14 protein-coding genes are annotated in these 14,458 nt (G+C 35.1%); 8 read left to right on the forward strand and 6 right to left on the reverse strand.

Annotated elements, in window-relative coordinates; all coding sequences use genetic code 11:
• Positions 1–383: 383 nt before the first annotated feature.
• The 3 genes from FNW52_RS01750 to FNW52_RS01760 all read right to left on the reverse strand — a co-directional run bounded on the left by FNW52_RS01750 (position 384) and on the right by FNW52_RS01760 (position 3,612).
• Positions 384–2,516 (reverse strand): polyribonucleotide nucleotidyltransferase, encoded by a 2,133-nt coding sequence (locus FNW52_RS01750; RefSeq protein WP_143375700.1) that lies wholly within the window; start codon positions 2,514–2,516, stop codon positions 384–386.
• Positions 2,517–2,733: 217 nt separating this feature from the next.
• Positions 2,734–3,000: a 30S ribosomal protein S15 gene (rpsO, locus tag FNW52_RS01755; protein ID WP_116763828.1), complete on the reverse strand. Its 267-nt coding sequence runs from the start codon at positions 2,998–3,000 to the stop codon at positions 2,734–2,736.
• A gap of 156 nt (positions 3,001–3,156) precedes the next feature.
• Positions 3,157–3,612 (reverse strand): GAF domain-containing protein, encoded by a 456-nt coding sequence (locus FNW52_RS01760; RefSeq protein WP_143375701.1) that lies wholly within the window; start codon positions 3,610–3,612, stop codon positions 3,157–3,159.
• 69 nt (positions 3,613–3,681) lie between these two features.
• Between FNW52_RS01760 and xrtF the strand changes: the two genes are divergently transcribed.
• From xrtF to FNW52_RS01800, 8 genes are all read left to right on the forward strand, one after another.
• Positions 3,682–4,218: an exosortase family protein XrtF gene (gene xrtF / locus FNW52_RS01765; protein WP_143375702.1), complete on the forward strand. Its 537-nt coding sequence runs from the start codon at positions 3,682–3,684 to the stop codon at positions 4,216–4,218.
• Positions 4,208–4,660, forward strand: coding sequence for an exosortase F system-associated protein (locus FNW52_RS01770; protein ID WP_143375703.1), 453 nt, complete (start codon positions 4,208–4,210; stop codon positions 4,658–4,660). Before xrtF ends, FNW52_RS01770 begins: the two co-directional genes overlap by 11 nt.
• Before the next feature lie 255 nt (positions 4,661–4,915).
• Positions 4,916–5,746: a restriction endonuclease gene (locus FNW52_RS01775; RefSeq protein ID WP_143375704.1), complete on the forward strand. Its 831-nt coding sequence runs from the start codon at positions 4,916–4,918 to the stop codon at positions 5,744–5,746.
• Positions 5,747–6,026: 280 nt separating this feature from the next.
• Positions 6,027–7,382, forward strand: coding sequence for an MBL fold metallo-hydrolase RNA specificity domain-containing protein (locus tag FNW52_RS01780; RefSeq protein WP_143375705.1), 1,356 nt, complete (start codon positions 6,027–6,029; stop codon positions 7,380–7,382).
• Between the two features lie 72 nt (positions 7,383–7,454).
• Entirely contained in the window at positions 7,455–7,865 is a 411-nt protein-coding gene (locus FNW52_RS01785; protein WP_143375706.1) for a hypothetical protein, read from the forward strand.
• A gap of 63 nt (positions 7,866–7,928) precedes the next feature.
• A complete protein-coding gene (locus FNW52_RS01790; RefSeq protein WP_143375707.1) occupies positions 7,929–9,941 on the forward strand; it encodes a TonB-dependent siderophore receptor in 2,013 nt (670 codons plus the stop codon).
• 102 nt (positions 9,942–10,043) lie between these two features.
• Positions 10,044–10,388: a heavy-metal-associated domain-containing protein gene (locus FNW52_RS01795; protein ID WP_143375853.1), complete on the forward strand. Its 345-nt coding sequence runs from the start codon at positions 10,044–10,046 to the stop codon at positions 10,386–10,388.
• A gap of 385 nt (positions 10,389–10,773) precedes the next feature.
• A complete protein-coding gene (locus FNW52_RS01800; protein WP_143375708.1) occupies positions 10,774–11,451 on the forward strand; it encodes a DedA family protein in 678 nt (225 codons plus the stop codon).
• Between the two features lie 524 nt (positions 11,452–11,975).
• Here FNW52_RS01800 and groL read toward each other — a convergent pair.
• From groL to secG, 3 genes are all read right to left on the reverse strand, one after another.
• The gene (groL, locus tag FNW52_RS01805; protein WP_143375709.1) at positions 11,976–13,604 is read right to left on the reverse strand and encodes a chaperonin GroEL; all 1,629 of its coding nucleotides are present in this window, start codon (positions 13,602–13,604) and stop codon (positions 11,976–11,978) included.
• A 109-nt stretch (positions 13,605–13,713) separates the two neighbouring features.
• Positions 13,714–13,989: a co-chaperone GroES gene (groES, locus tag FNW52_RS01810; RefSeq protein WP_077374652.1), complete on the reverse strand. Its 276-nt coding sequence runs from the start codon at positions 13,987–13,989 to the stop codon at positions 13,714–13,716.
• A 134-nt stretch (positions 13,990–14,123) separates the two neighbouring features.
• Positions 14,124–14,447, reverse strand: a complete 324-nt coding sequence (gene secG / locus FNW52_RS01815) for a preprotein translocase subunit SecG (RefSeq protein ID WP_116763818.1) — start codon at positions 14,445–14,447, stop codon at positions 14,124–14,126.
• Between the last annotated feature and the right edge of the window lie 11 nt (positions 14,448–14,458).

Consider the following 14,458-nt stretch of genomic DNA (forward strand, 5'->3'; position numbering starts at 1 on the left):
TACGGCAAAGTGGTGTGGATGTCTGGGTTGTTTTTAGGGTTTGGTACTGTTTTTGGATGGTTTTATTTGGTAAAACGAATAGTACTTAGGCGCAGTGAGGCTGCGTGAGGGCAATGTTATTAAGTTAAGCGATTTTAGATTGAAGATTAACGATTTATGATTTCAGATTTTTGTGTTGTAAATAGAAAATCGTCGATTTTACGGGTCTTGCACATCTGAAATCATAAATCGTTAATCAAAAATCAGCAATCAAATTTATCATTATATCCTTTACACTAATGCGGTCACGCCCAAAGGGTAATTGTTTAAATCGAAAAACCCCGTTTCACGTACATGAAACGGGGTTTTCTCTATAAATAAACCTTTAGTAAACTAAGATCTGATTACTCTTTTTTCTCCTCACGTGGAGGTCTTGGCATTAAGGCTTTTTTAGATACTTTCTCTTTACGAGTTTTAGGATCTAAACCTAAATATTTTACCATGAATACGTCATTCATGTTCACTACATCCGCAACGTTTTCTGTGCGTTCCCAAGCCAATTCCGATACGTGAAGCAATACTTCGTTTCCTGGGGCGTCAAGGTATTCTACAACCGCACCAAAATCAAGCATTTTGATTACTTTCACTTCATAAGACTCATTCATTTGAGGTTTGAAAGTAATCGATTGGATTTTAGCCAATACCGCTTCAATTCCAGCAGGATCAGTACCTAAAATTTCAATAACACCTTCTTCGTTTACCTCGTTGATTACGATAGTCGTTCCAGTAGCTTTTTGTAATTCTTGAATCACTTTTCCACCAGGTCCAATCAAAGCACCAATAAAGTTACCAGGAATGGTTCTAGTGATGATTTTTGGAGCATACGCTTTAACATCCGCTTTTGGCGCTGCCAAAGTATCTGTAATTTTTCCAAGGATATGCAAACGACCTTCACGAGCTTGAGCCAAAGCCTCCTCCATGATGTGGTATTCTAATCCTTCGATTTTGATGTCCATTTGACAAGCAGTGATTCCGTCTGCAGTTCCAGTTACTTTAAAGTCCATGTCTCCTAAGTGATCTTCGTCACCCAAGATATCAGACAATACAGCAAAACGAGCTCCATCTGTAATCAATCCCATTGCAATTCCAGAAACGGGTTTGATCATTTGAATACCAGCATCCATCAATGCCAATGTTCCAGCACAAACCGTAGCCATAGAAGAAGAACCGTTAGATTCTAATACTTCAGATACAATACGGATAGTATAAGGACAATCAGCAGGGATCATGTTTTTCAAAGCACGTTGTGCTAAGTTTCCGTGACCTACTTCTCTTCTTGAAGTTCCTCTTAGTGGTTTTGCTTCACCAGTAGAGAAAGGAGGGAAGTTATAGTGTAAGTAAAATTTTTCTTCACCTTGTTCTGATGGAGAGTCAATTTGGTTTGCTTCTCTAGAAGTTCCTAAAGTAGCTGTAGCCAATGCTTGAGTTTCTCCACGAGTAAATAATGCTGATCCGTGAACCGATGGTAAATAATCAACTTCTGCCCAGATAGGACGGATTTGATTTGTTTTTCTACCGTCTAAACGTGTTCCTAAATCTAGAGTTACGTTACGAACAGCTTCTTTATTAGTTTTGTAGAAATATTTAGAAACTAAATCTCCATCTACTGCCAATTCTTCTTCAGTAAACAACGCTTTAACTTCTTCTTTGATTTCTGCAAATGCAGCTGTTCTTTCTTGTTTTGCTGTTCCTTCTTTTGCAACAGCATAAATTTTATCGTAAGCCGCAGCTTTTACTTTAGCGTAAATAGCTTCGTCTTCTTTTTCTAACTCGTACGTTCTAGTTTCTTTTTTACCAAAAGCAGCAACTAGTCTTTCTTGAGCAGCGATTTGAATTTTGATGGCATCGTGAGCAAATTTAATAGCTTCTACCATTTCCAATTCTGAAATTTCTTTCATTTCACCTTCTACCATTGCGATAGAATCTTTAGAAGCACCAATCATCATGTCGATGTCTGATAATTCTAATTGAGCACGACTTGGGTTGATGATGAATTGTCCGTCTACACGTGCAACACGAGCTTCAGAAATTAAGGTTGAAAAAGGAATGTCAGACAAAGCAAGAGCTGCCGAAGCCGCTAATCCTGCCAATGCATCTGGCATAACGTTATCGTCATGAGACATTAATTGGATCATTACTTGCGTTTCTGCATGGTAATCATCTGGGAAAAGAGGACGCAATACACGGTCTACTAATCTCATTGTCAAAACTTCGCTGTCGCTTGGTCTTGCTTCTCTTTTGAAAAATCCACCAGGAAAACGTCCTGCTGCTGCGAATTTTTCACGATAATCTACCGTAAGAGGTAAAAAATCTACTGGGCTTGCTTTACGGGCAGATACAACTGTTGCAAGCAACATTGCATTTCCCATTTGAACTACTACTGAACCGTCAGCTTGTTTAGCTAATTTTCCGGTCTCGATTGAGATGCTTCTGCCATCTCCTAAATCGATAATCTCTTTTGAAACTTTTGGAATCATACTTTATTTTTTGTGATTAAACATGGGTTCTAGTTGTGTTGTAGTTGTAGTTGTTGCGTAGTTAATGCCTAAAACCCAATGAAAAACCAAACTTTTTTAGCCCCCCAACCCCCGAAGGGGGAGCTTATAATGAAATCAAATGCCTTACGTATTCCCCCTTCGGGGGTTAGGGGGCTAAATAAAAAAGAGGCACTTTCGCACCTCTTTTGTATATTGATTATTTTCTAATACCCAATACTTTGATAATCTCACGGTATCTGTTGATCTCTGTTTTCTTTAAGTAGTCTAACAATGATCTTCTTTTACCTACTAGCAATACTAATGAACGCTCTGTGTTATAATCATGACGATTTTTTTTCAAGTGCTCAGTAAGGTGGCTAATTCTGAAAGTGAACAAAGCGATTTGCGCTTCTGATTTTCCAGTGTTTGTTTTTTCTCCGTGTTTAGCGAAGATCTCTTCTTTAATCTCTTTAGTTAAATACATTCCAATATTTGTTTAATGATTTTTATGTATGTCCTACAGCTATTGCAAGACGGGTGCAAAAGTAAGTCAAAATATTGAAATATTCAAAAAATTAAGGAATAAATGATTTTTTGATCCTTAGGTAGGAATCTTCCAATTTTTTAATCTTTGAAATGTTTAATAAATTTTTGCAATCTCCTCATTTACAAATTCCAAGAATCGCTCATCTTCCTCTGTAAAAGGATCAATTATGTGGCTATCAATATCTATTTGCCCTATGTTTAGTCCATTTACAAAAAGGGGCACTACGATTTCGGATTTTACCGTAAAACTACATGCTATATAATTGTCTTGTGCACTTACGTCTGGGACAACGAAATTGTTGTTAGAAACTGCAACTTGCCCACAAATTCCTTTTCCGAAAGGGATAACGGTATGGTCAGTTTCTGCGCCTACGTAAGGACCAAGGTGGAGTGTTTGAGCTTCGTGATTGGCAAAATAAAACCCGACCCAGTTGTAGTAGGAAATAGAATCACTCAAAAGTTGACAGACCGCTAGCAGTTTTTCATCTCTTGAAAGGTTTGGTTTTGAAGTGATTTGGGTTACTTTTGGTTGTAATTCTTGAAATGTCATATTTTATTTTTTTTACAAAAGTATTTAAAGCTAATTTTAAAATTGCATAGATTTGATGAAAAATTAATTTTGAGAAAATATTTAATACGATACAAACCTTTTTTGCTTTTTTTGGGCACTTTTTTCTTTACCTATATATTGCTTACTTTTTTGTACCATTTTTTTTTGGATAGTTATGAGAGGGGTAATGTAGATGCGATTACGCGATTGGTAGCGCAAAATGCCGATGCAGTTCTTTCTGGATTTGATAAAACAGTATTTATTAAGGAAGATAGCAAAGAGCCTTTTTTTACCTTGTATTTTCATCAAAAAGGATTGGTAAGGATTGTTGAAGGTTGTAACGGAATTAGTTTAATCATACTGTTTATTTCTTTTGTGGTGGCTTTTTCGGGAAATCTAAAAAATACCTTGCTTTTTATTTTTGGCGGAAGCCTATTGATTTATGTTCTAAATGTGCTTCGAATTGCTATTTTGAGTGTTTTGATTTATTGTTTTCCAAGTCAACTTCATCTCTTGCATGCTGTTCTTTTTCCATTAATTATTTATAGTGTGGTTTTTATGCTGTGGATTGTTTGGATAAATAAATTTTCTAAATATGCTAAATAAAATACTTCAAAATAAGGCAAATATTTTCATTTCACTCCTTCTAGTTTGTTTGTTGGCTGCCGTCCGTGGTTTTGAAGATGATTTGTTCTATGATCCTTTATTGGTTTATTTTGAGGGAGATTATATGGCTATGCCTTTGCCAGAATTTAATCCTTTGCTATTATTTTTAGGTTTGTTGTTTCGTTATGTTTTGAATACCATTTTATCATTGGGGATTATTTATTTTCTTTTTAAAGATAAAGAAATGGTCAAATTTGCTTCGATTTTATATCTCATCTTTTTTTTGATTTTGATGGGGGCTTTCTTTTTTATCCTTTATTTTTATGGAAATCAAAATAATTTTCTGCTGTTTTATGTGCGTCGGTTTTTGATTCAACCTTTATTCTTAATTCTTTTTACACCAGCGTTTTATTTTCAAAAGCTAGGGTCTGTTAAGAAATAAATGGTACAGAATTGGCGAAGTTATTTTGTTGTTCTTCAAGGTAAAAATTATTTTAGTGCAGCGCTATTAAAATAATTTTTAACGCAGAAAATGAGCAAAAGAACGAGATAAAACGAAGTTCACTGAATACCAATTAAAAATATTGACTTAGTGAAGTAAATGGATTGGTTATTTTTTAACAGACCCTAAGTAAGTAATTCTTTTTTTATATCTTTAATGTAAATCTGATGCGACTCATTGTCAAATATATAAAAGATGAAAATTGTAAAACATTCTGGTGCTATTGTTGATTTTAACCGATCGAAATTGAAGCAGTCTCTACTGAAATCTGGGGCGACTGCTGCTATAGTTGATGATGTTTTACATCTGATTGAAAAAGAAATTTTCGAAGGTATTTCTACCAAACGTATTTATAAAATGGCTTTTGGACTTCTAAAAAAAGCCTCCAATTCGCAGGCTGCCCGATATAATTTAAGAGAAGCGATTCGGTTATTAGGTCCTGCGGGCTTTTTCTTCGAAAAGTTCATTGCCCGACTTTTTGCCTCCGAACATTATGAAACCAAGGTTAATGTGATTTTGCAGGGCAAATGTGTTTCGCATGAAATTGATGTAGTAGTTAGGAAAAGTAATGTAATTACTATGGTAGAGTGTAAGTTTCACGTAGGGAGAGAAGCCGCTACTGATGTGAAAGTGCCAATGTATATTTTATCCCGATTCAATGATTTAAAAGAGAAAAAGCATGAGATATTTTCTAGAAATGATGCTATTTCAAAATGTTGGATTGTTACCAATAATCGCTTTACTACCGATGCTATTGATTTTGCTAAATGTTCAGGTCTTAATTTGATGTGTTGGGATTACCCTGCAACCAATAATCTAAAAACAAAAATAGACAACAATCAATTGTATCCGATAACTTGCTTAACAACCTTGACTCTTGCTGAAAAGGAAAAATTATTGATTTTGGATGTTATTTTAGTTCAAGAGATTATTAACAATAGAACGGATTTGGAGAAAATAGGTTTGAGTTCCAATAGAATAAAGAACGTGATTAAAGAAGCATCGGAGTTGTGTAGGTTTATATAGTTTTTTTGTGTTACCCTGAATTGAGTAGGTTTTGCAAATTTTCAAAAAAAAGGAGCCACGAATTGCACTAATTTACACGAAAATTGGAGCGTTTTAATTTGCTTCGCCTATTCGCCTTTTAGGCTCGGGTCACAAATTTCTTAAAACAGATAAAATTTGTGCAATTCAATTTTAAAATTAAATATAATTTGTGACAATTCGTGAAATTCGTGGCAAAATTTTTTACCTACACAATTCGTGGTGGAACAGTTTTTTTTCGATTAATCTAAATTCAATTAAAATGAAAATCACATGCATTGGCGGGGTGGGAACGGTTACGGGTTCAAAAACTTTGGTAGAAAGTAATGGAATTCGGATTTTGATAGACTGTGGACAATTTCAAGGATTAAAACCTTTGCGGGAACTCAATTGGGAGCCTTTGCCTATTTTGCCTTCCACGATAGATTGTGTATTGTTAACACACGGCCATTTAGATCATTGTGGCTGGTTGCCCAGATTAGTAAATCAAGGTTTTGATGGTAAAATATATTGCACCAGCCCGACCAAAGACGTTGCCAAGCTCATTCTCTTGGATAGTGCCAAAATTCAAGAAGAAGATGCTAAGTTGGCTAATGAAGGAAAGTATTCTAAGCACAAAATAGCAGAGCCACTTTATAATGTAGCTCAAGCAGAAGAGGTTTTTCCTCATTTTAGAATAATAAACCCTAACGAGGTAATTAATTTAGACGCCGAAATCGAAGCTGTTTTTACCAATGCAGGACATATTCTTGGAGCATGTATTATTGAACTGAGACTCGAAAATAAAATTTTAGTTTTTTCGGGAGATATAGGCCGGGATAATGATGTGTTGATGTTTCCTCCTGTAAAACCCAAAAAAGCAGATTATGTTTTCCTCGAAAGTACCTACGGAAACAAGCTTCATCCAGACACAGACCCCAAAGTAGAACTCGAAAAGTATATTAATGACACGGTGCAAAATGGGGGAACTATCATAATTCCTAGTTTTGCCGTTGAACGTGCCCAAAGTGTAATGTACATGCTTTGGCAATTGAAAGAAGAAGGTAGGATTCCAAATATTCCTTATGTTATAGATACGCCTATGGGGATCAGTATGCTAGGGCTGTTTACGGCTAATAGAAAATGGCATAGATTGCCCGAAAACGAATTTACCGCTATGTGTAAAATGTTTACGATGATTTCAGAGTATCAAGAATCGATTGACACCATTTATAATAAACAATCAAAAGTAGTAATTGCAGCCAGCGGAATGGTTACTGGTGGTAGAGTTTTGAGTTATTTGGAACGGTATATTCAATTACCGGAAACTACCGTGATTATTGTTGGATATCAAGGCGAAGGAACCCGCGGCAGAGATTTATTAGAAGGAGCGACAGATGTGAAAATTCGCGGGAAATATTATCAAGTTAAAGCCAATGTGGTTGAAATAGAAGGTTTGTCGGCACATGGGGATCAAAAGGACTTGTTGAATTGGCTTTCGGATTTGGGAAAACCCCCGAAAAAAGTTTTTTTGGTGCACGGAGAAAAGGAACCAGCCGAAGAACTTCAAATGAAGATTGAGGAAAAATATGGTTTTGAATGTGTTATTCCAATGATGGGACAAGTCTTTGAATTGTAATGTTAGAATCTATTTCTAAACTTTAACAAGAATTTGATTTTTTAGAGTTGATAATAATGCTAATTTTGCAGTATGAATTTCAAAAAACAGATAAGTGTATTTTTAGCAGTCTTATTATTGGTTTCCAATGTAGGATTAGCATTTAATGTGCATTATTGTGGGGGTGAAATTGCCTCAGTTTCTTTGAATTCTACTTTGCCTTCACTACAAAGTGAAAAGGGTTGTTGCGAGACAAAAGCTAGCAAAAAAGACAGTTGTTGCAAAGACAAAAAAATTGTCGTTCAGAAAAAAACCGACAATGGAGTTGTTAAATCTTTTTCTTTTCAGTTTAATTATGCTTTTGTAGTTCCAGAATACAACCCGATTGTTTTTACTACTGTACCTAGTTTTAAAAACAATTCAAACCTTTCTTATTATTGCGATGCTAACTCACCGCCACTTTTCAAGCTGTACAGCCAATACCTCCTTTACGATAGATTGTAATGTTTAATTTGAGTTGAACCCATTTTGTGTGGTTTGACATTTTTAATCATTATAAACTAAATCATGAAAACACAAATTACAATAGTGGTATTGTTCTTGTTTGCCGTTTTTAATTCCTATTCACAAGATACTTTGCAGGAAATAAAAGTACAGTCCAAACGGAAGAGCTTACAAAAATCATATACCGTTACAGGAAATATATCAGTAATAACCAGCAAGGAATTACTCAAAGCGGCCTGTTGTAATCTTGCCGAAAGTTTTGAAACCAATCCGTCTATAGATGTTAGTTTTTCGGATGCCTTAACGGGAACCAAACAAATTAAAATGTTGGGCTTAACAAGTCCGTACTTGATGATGACCCAAGAAAATATCCCGTCTGTGCGAGGTGCTTCTCAGGTTTTTGGACTCTCCTTCACCCCAGGACCTTGGATAGAGAGTATTCAAATTACAAAAGGTGCAGGGAGTGTTGTGAATGGCTTCGAAAGTGTTTCTGGACAAATCAATACAGAATTAGCCAAACCATTAACGGGTGATCCCTTTTTGTTGAATGTGTATGGGTCTACCGATTCCCGTTTTGAATTGAATGGTAATTTTAATAAAAAACTGTCGGATAAATGGGCAACCAGTTTATTGCTGCATGGCAATATAAGAGATTCCAAAATGGACACTAATGCCGATGGTTTTCTAGACAATCCTCTCCAAAAACAAATCAATTTACTCAATCGCTATCAATACTACAATTCCGAAACGGGTTGGGTTAGTTTTATTAATTTTCAGTATATGAAGGATGCGAAAGTAATGGGACAATTGAGTTTTAATCCGGATACAGATCGAGGTACAACCCATTCTTGGGGTTCTGAAATCGATACCCAAAAGATAGATATTTCTACAAAAATCGGTTATGTTTTTAAGGATATGCCATATCAAAGTATTGGTTTTCAAAATGCCTTTTCAAGTTATGACCAAGACTCTTATTTTGGTTTGAAGGACTACAATATCAAACAAAATAGTTTTTATTCGAACTTGATTTTTAATTCGATTATCAATAATGAAAGAAACAAGTTTGCTACAGGTTTGAATTTTACGTATGATAATTATATTGAGTTTGTTAGCGCAACAAATTACAGTAGAATTGATAACACAGTAGGCGCCTTCTTTGAATATACTTTTGATAATCAAGATGATTTTAGTTTAATTTTGGGAGGCAGAGTAGATTACGGGAATCGTTTGGGTGTTTTTGCTACGCCTAGATTACACATGAAATACAATCCTTGGGAGAAAGGAGTCTTGCGGGCTTCTGCCGGTAGAGGAAAACGTACTGCGAATATTTTTGCCGAAAATCAAACGCTTTTTGCCAGTTCCAGAACTTTTGATGTTACAAATGGGGGTGGTAAAATATACGGATTAGACCCTGAAATTGCTTGGAATTACGGGTTGAGTTTTACGCAAGGATTTAAATTATTTAATAGAAATGCAGATGTAACAGCTGATTTTTACAGAACCAATTTTCAGAATCAAGTAGTGGTAGATGTCATGAAAAGTCCTCAGGAAGTAGTTTTTCATAATTTGGATGGAGCTTCTTATGCCAATAGTTTTCAATTGGAGTTCAATTATGAGTTGGCAAAGCGTCTGGAATTAAGAACAGCTTATAAATATTATGACATCAAAACCGACTATTTGACTGGGAAATATCAAAAACCTTTGCAGGCAACCCATCGGTTTTTTGGTAATTTAGGATATGAAACCCCTGTGTTAAATAAAGGACAACAATGGAAATTTGACTTTACGTACAATTGGATTGGGGAACAGCAATTACCTTACACGGCATCAAATCCTGTTGCGTATCAACTTTCGGAGTTTTCGCCATCTTATTCTTTGATGAATGCACAAATTACTAAAGTGTTTTCTAGTATTTTTGAAGTGTACGTAGGAGGGGAGAATGTTGGGAATTACAGACAAGATCCCGCAATAGTAGATTCACAAAATCCTTTTGGGCCATATTTTGATGCAACTATTTTGTATGCACCAGTATTTGGACAGATGTATTATGCGGGGTTGAGGTTTAAAATTAAATAATTACAATGGAAAAAACAATGGCAAAAATCAATATCAAATTTTAATACAAATAAAAAAATGAAAATAATGAAACAAGAATTCAGAAAAAGCTTCAATGTGAATATGGTTAAAAATGTAGTTGCAGTTTTAATAATGGCTATCGTTGGGTTTTCGGCTCAAGGCCAAGAGAAGAAAAATAAAAACGCCAAATATACCACTGAAGTAAACGGAAACTGTGAGCAATGCCAGAAACGAATTCAAAAGACTGCTTATTCGGTGCCAGGAGTAAAATCGGCATCATGGAGTATTGAAACACATCAATTGAGTTTGATTATAAACGAAGAAAAAGCTTCTTTGTTAGATGTAAAAAAAGCAATAGCCAAAGTGGGACATGACACCGATGATTTGAAAGCAACAAAAGAAGATTATGATAATCTTCATTTTTGTTGTCAATATGAAAGACTGTAATTTCTTCTTTAATTGAGGTAAGGGTTATTTGTAATTGCTAAAAAAAAACGGTTGTATTCTAAAATAAATAGCCTTTAAATTTAACCATGTAAGAAATATAAGGCTATTTAAGCTAGACAAAAAAGCAATAACTTATAGGTTCTTATATTTCTTATATGGTAAACCTTTTTATCGCAATCCATACGCTTCGGGAATCGGGAGTGTTTTTTAAATATCTGTTCAAAGAAAGGGGAGTTAAAAAGCCGTTTACTATATAATTAAACGAAAAAAAACAAACGCTTTTTTGTTTTAATAAGCGTTAATAAAACTTTAAAGTGGAGTAATAAATTGTGGTTCCCCTAAATAATCCTTACTTTCACAGCCTAAATAAAAACACGAAAATTTTATGAATAATTTTGATTGGACCCAATTGTTGAATCCCGAATTTTATATAACTTTTTCAATTGGTGGCATTCAACTGGGTTTGTACATTGTTTTATTCATTGTTTTTGCTGAAACCGGTCTTTTTGCAGGTTTTTTTCTTCCAGGGGATAGTTTGCTTTTTCTTGCCGGAATTTATAGCCGTGATTTAATACAAAACGTCCTTTTTATAGGAAGCGACTTTTTAAATCTTATCTTACTTTCTACATTAGTGGCGATTTCTGGGGTTTTAGGAAACATGGTGGGCTATTGGTTTGGTGCCAAAAGTGGTTATTATTTATACAACAAAGAGGATAGTTTTTGGTTTAAGAAAAAATACCTTTTTCAATCTAAAGATTTTTTTGAAAAATACGGTGGTAAAGCTATTATTTTTGCGCGATTCCTCCCGATTTTCAGAACCTTTGCACCCATAGTTGCCGGGATTGGAATGATGGATAAAAAGAAGTTTATGTTTTACAATGTAGTAAGCTCGTTTTTATGGTCTTTTGTTTTGATATTTTCGGGTCATTACTTGTATGGAATGTTTCTAGAAAATGGAATTGATTTAAAACAACACATTGAGAAAATAGTAATCGGAATCATTTTAATATCGACTATTCCTGTTTTATTTAAAATATTGAAAAAGAAAGTTCATATCAATTAAGAGATTGTACATAAAACTAAAAAAACCGTCTTGCTTTATTAAAACAAGACGGTTTTTTTATGCGAAATAGTTTGTAGAATAGTAATTACTCCATTGTTGTTTGAACTAATCATAAGGTGTGTTCTTTTCCAAAAATCATATTAGACTTCATGCCGAAGATAAACTATGGCTTATCTAAACCCCGAAAGGGTGTAATGATTATAGAAATAAATAATTACATCATTCCAAAACCCCGAAGGGGGTGGTATTTTCACATCTTAACATATTGATTATTACGATGGAGATTTTTCAATAAAAAAGAAATTAAATGATTTCACCCCTTCGGGGTTTACATAACACCGATATCTATTTGCTATAATCATTACACCCCTTAGGGTGTTTTTAGAAGCTATTAAGATTTCATGGGTTTATTTAAAACTAAAAATTGTAAACATAAAAAATCCGTCAAGAACGAATTCAAGACGGATTTAGTTGGATTGAGATAAGATCTTAATACTTTGTACTTAAATCTTAATGCTCGGATATTACATCATCCCTGGCATACCACCACCCATGTGGGCTCCGCCTGCATTTTCTTCTTTAATGTCGATTAATGCACATTCTGTAGTCAATATCATTCCTGCAACCGAAGCTGCATTTTCTAATGCAATACGAGTTACTTTTTTAGGATCGATAATTCCTGCTTTTAGCATATCTACATACTCGTCAGTTTTGGCATTGTATCCAAAATCTCCTGAACCTTCAGATACTTTAGCAACTACAACAGAACCTTCAAGACCAGCATTCTCTACAATAGTTCTCAAAGGAGCTTCTATGGCACGAGATATAATTTGAATACCTGTTTTTTCGTCTGCATTGTCCGTTTTAATAGTGCTAAGAACCGATTTTGCTCTAAGTAAAGCAACACCACCACCAGCAACAATTCCTTCTTCAACAGCCGCACGAGTAGCATGAAGCGCATCGTCAACACGGTCTTTTTTCTCTTTCATTTCTACTTCAGAAGCAGCACCAACATAAAGAACGGCAACACCACCAGCTAATTTAGCCAAACGTTCCTGCAATTTTTCTTTGTCATAATCAGAAGTTGTAGCTTCCATTTGACCTTTAATTTGGTTAACACGATTCTTGATCATATCTGCTTCACCAGCACCACTTACAATAGTAGTGTTGTCTTTGTCGATAGTTACTCTTTTAGCAGTACCAAGCATCTCTAAAGTAGTGTTTTCTAAAGTGTATCCTCTTTCCTCAGAGATTACAGTTCCACCAGTTAGGATGGCGATATCTTCTAGCATTGCTTTTCTTCTGTCTCCAAAACCAGGTGCTTTAACAGCAGCGATTTTCAAGGCGCCACGCAATTTGTTTACTACCAAAGTTGATAATGCTTCACCATCAACATCTTCTGCAATAATCAATAACGGTTTTCCAGTTTGTGCGATTGGCTCCAATACTGGTAATAATTCTTTTAAAGAAGAAACTTTTTTGTCATACAAAAGGATGTATGGACTTTCTAGTTCTACTTCCATTTTTTCTGGATTGGTTACAAAGTAAGGAGAAAGATACCCTCTATCAAATTGCATTCCTTCTACAACATCCACATAAGTGTCTGTTCCTTTGGCCTCTTCTACAGTGATCACCCCTTCTTTTCCTACTTTTGCGAAAGCATTTGCGATTAACTCACCAATAATTTCGTCGTTGTTGGCAGAGATAGAAGCAATTTGTTTGATTTTTTCAGAATCGCTTCCTACTACTTTGGCTTGTTTAGCAAGATCCGCAACAATAGCTTCAACTGCTTTGTCAATACCACGTTTCAAATCCATTGGGTTTGCTCCAGCGGCAACGTTTTTTAATCCTTCTTTTACGATGGCTTGTGCCAATACTGTAGCGGTTGTAGTTCCGTCTCCAGCTAAATCATTGGTTTTAGAAGCGACTTCTTTTACCATTTGAGCACCCATGTTTTCTAATGGGTCTTTCAATTCAATTTCTTTGGCTACAGTAACACCATCTTTAGTTACGTTTGGTCCACCAAAAGATTTACCAATAATTACGTTACGTCCTTTTGGTCCAAGGGTTACTTTTACAGCATTTGCTAATGCATCAACTCCACGTTTTAATCCGTCACGTGCTTCAATATCAAATTTTATATCTTTTGCCATCTTGTTTTGATTTTCCCCACCCCAGCCCTCCCCGAAGGAGAGGGAGCCGAGACGGGTGTGTTTGTGAATATTTATTAAGTTTAGAGTTCCCCCTTCGGGGGTTAGGGGGCTATATTATTGCAAGGATATCATCCTCACGCATAATCAAATAATCTTTTCCTTCTAATTTTAATTCGGTACCAGCATATTTCCCGTAAAGTACAGAATCACCTATTTTAACGGTCATGGTGTGGTCTTTTGTGCCATTTCCAACTGCTACTACAGTTCCTTTTTGTGGTTTTTCTTTGGCAGTATCTGGAATAAAAATCCCTGACGCTGTTTTGGTTTCAGCTGCTACTGGTTCGATAAGAACTCTATCTGAAAGCGGTTTAATGTTTAAAGTCATGATTTTATTTTTATGTTATTTTTTTATGATATTGAGATTTCAGAAATTGTGCCATAGTGTGTAAACTGACATTTTTTCTTATAAAAAATGCCAGCTTTGACAGGCTGGCATTTTTTTTATATTATGTAAATGAATTATTTTGCTGGAGTTGCAGGTGCAGGTGTATTTGCAGGTGCAGTTTGAACCGGAGCAGCTTCAGTGTTATCGATGATTTTTGAATCGGCATCACTTAAAGTTCCTGTAAAACTTAATCCGGAAAGCAAAATTAGTGCAATTAAGATAGTGGCTAATGTCCAAGTACTTTTGTCTAAGAAATCAGTAGTTTTTTGAACACCACCTAACATTTGAGAACCGCTTATTGTAGAAGATAATCCACCGCCTTTAGGGTTTTGAACCATTATAACTACGATCAATAGAAAACATACTATTGTAATTAAAACTAAAAAAATTGAAAACATACTATTTATTG

This window comes from Flavobacterium sp. ZT3R18 (assembly GCF_007097385.1).
Lineage (GTDB): Bacteria > Bacteroidota > Bacteroidia > Flavobacteriales > Flavobacteriaceae > Flavobacterium.

Excerpts from the sequence above, each read along its gene's own strand:
- FNW52_RS01750 (WP_143375700.1), bottom strand. The coding sequence starts at position 2,516 with ATGATTCCAAAAGTTTCAAAAGAGATTATCGATTTAGGAGATGGCAGA.
- groES (WP_077374652.1), bottom strand. The coding sequence starts at position 13,989 with ATGACTTTAAACATTAAACCGCTTTCAGATAGAGTTCTTATCGAACCA.
- groL (WP_143375709.1), bottom strand. The coding sequence starts at position 13,604 with ATGGCAAAAGATATAAAATTTGATATTGAAGCACGTGACGGATTAAAA.
- FNW52_RS01770 (WP_143375703.1), top strand. The coding sequence starts at position 4,208 with ATGCTAAATAAAATACTTCAAAATAAGGCAAATATTTTCATTTCACTC.
- FNW52_RS01775 (WP_143375704.1), top strand. The coding sequence starts at position 4,916 with ATGAAAATTGTAAAACATTCTGGTGCTATTGTTGATTTTAACCGATCG.
- FNW52_RS01795 (WP_143375853.1), top strand. The coding sequence starts at position 10,044 with ATGGTTAAAAATGTAGTTGCAGTTTTAATAATGGCTATCGTTGGGTTT.
- FNW52_RS01800 (WP_143375708.1), top strand. The coding sequence starts at position 10,774 with ATGAATAATTTTGATTGGACCCAATTGTTGAATCCCGAATTTTATATA.
- FNW52_RS01760 (WP_143375701.1), bottom strand. The coding sequence starts at position 3,612 with ATGACATTTCAAGAATTACAACCAAAAGTAACCCAAATCACTTCAAAA.
- FNW52_RS01790 (WP_143375707.1), top strand. The coding sequence starts at position 7,929 with ATGAAAACACAAATTACAATAGTGGTATTGTTCTTGTTTGCCGTTTTT.
- FNW52_RS01785 (WP_143375706.1), top strand. The coding sequence starts at position 7,455 with ATGAATTTCAAAAAACAGATAAGTGTATTTTTAGCAGTCTTATTATTG.
- secG (WP_116763818.1), bottom strand. The coding sequence starts at position 14,447 with ATGTTTTCAATTTTTTTAGTTTTAATTACAATAGTATGTTTTCTATTG.
- rpsO (WP_116763828.1), bottom strand. The coding sequence starts at position 3,000 with ATGTATTTAACTAAAGAGATTAAAGAAGAGATCTTCGCTAAACACGGA.
- FNW52_RS01780 (WP_143375705.1), top strand. The coding sequence starts at position 6,027 with ATGAAAATCACATGCATTGGCGGGGTGGGAACGGTTACGGGTTCAAAA.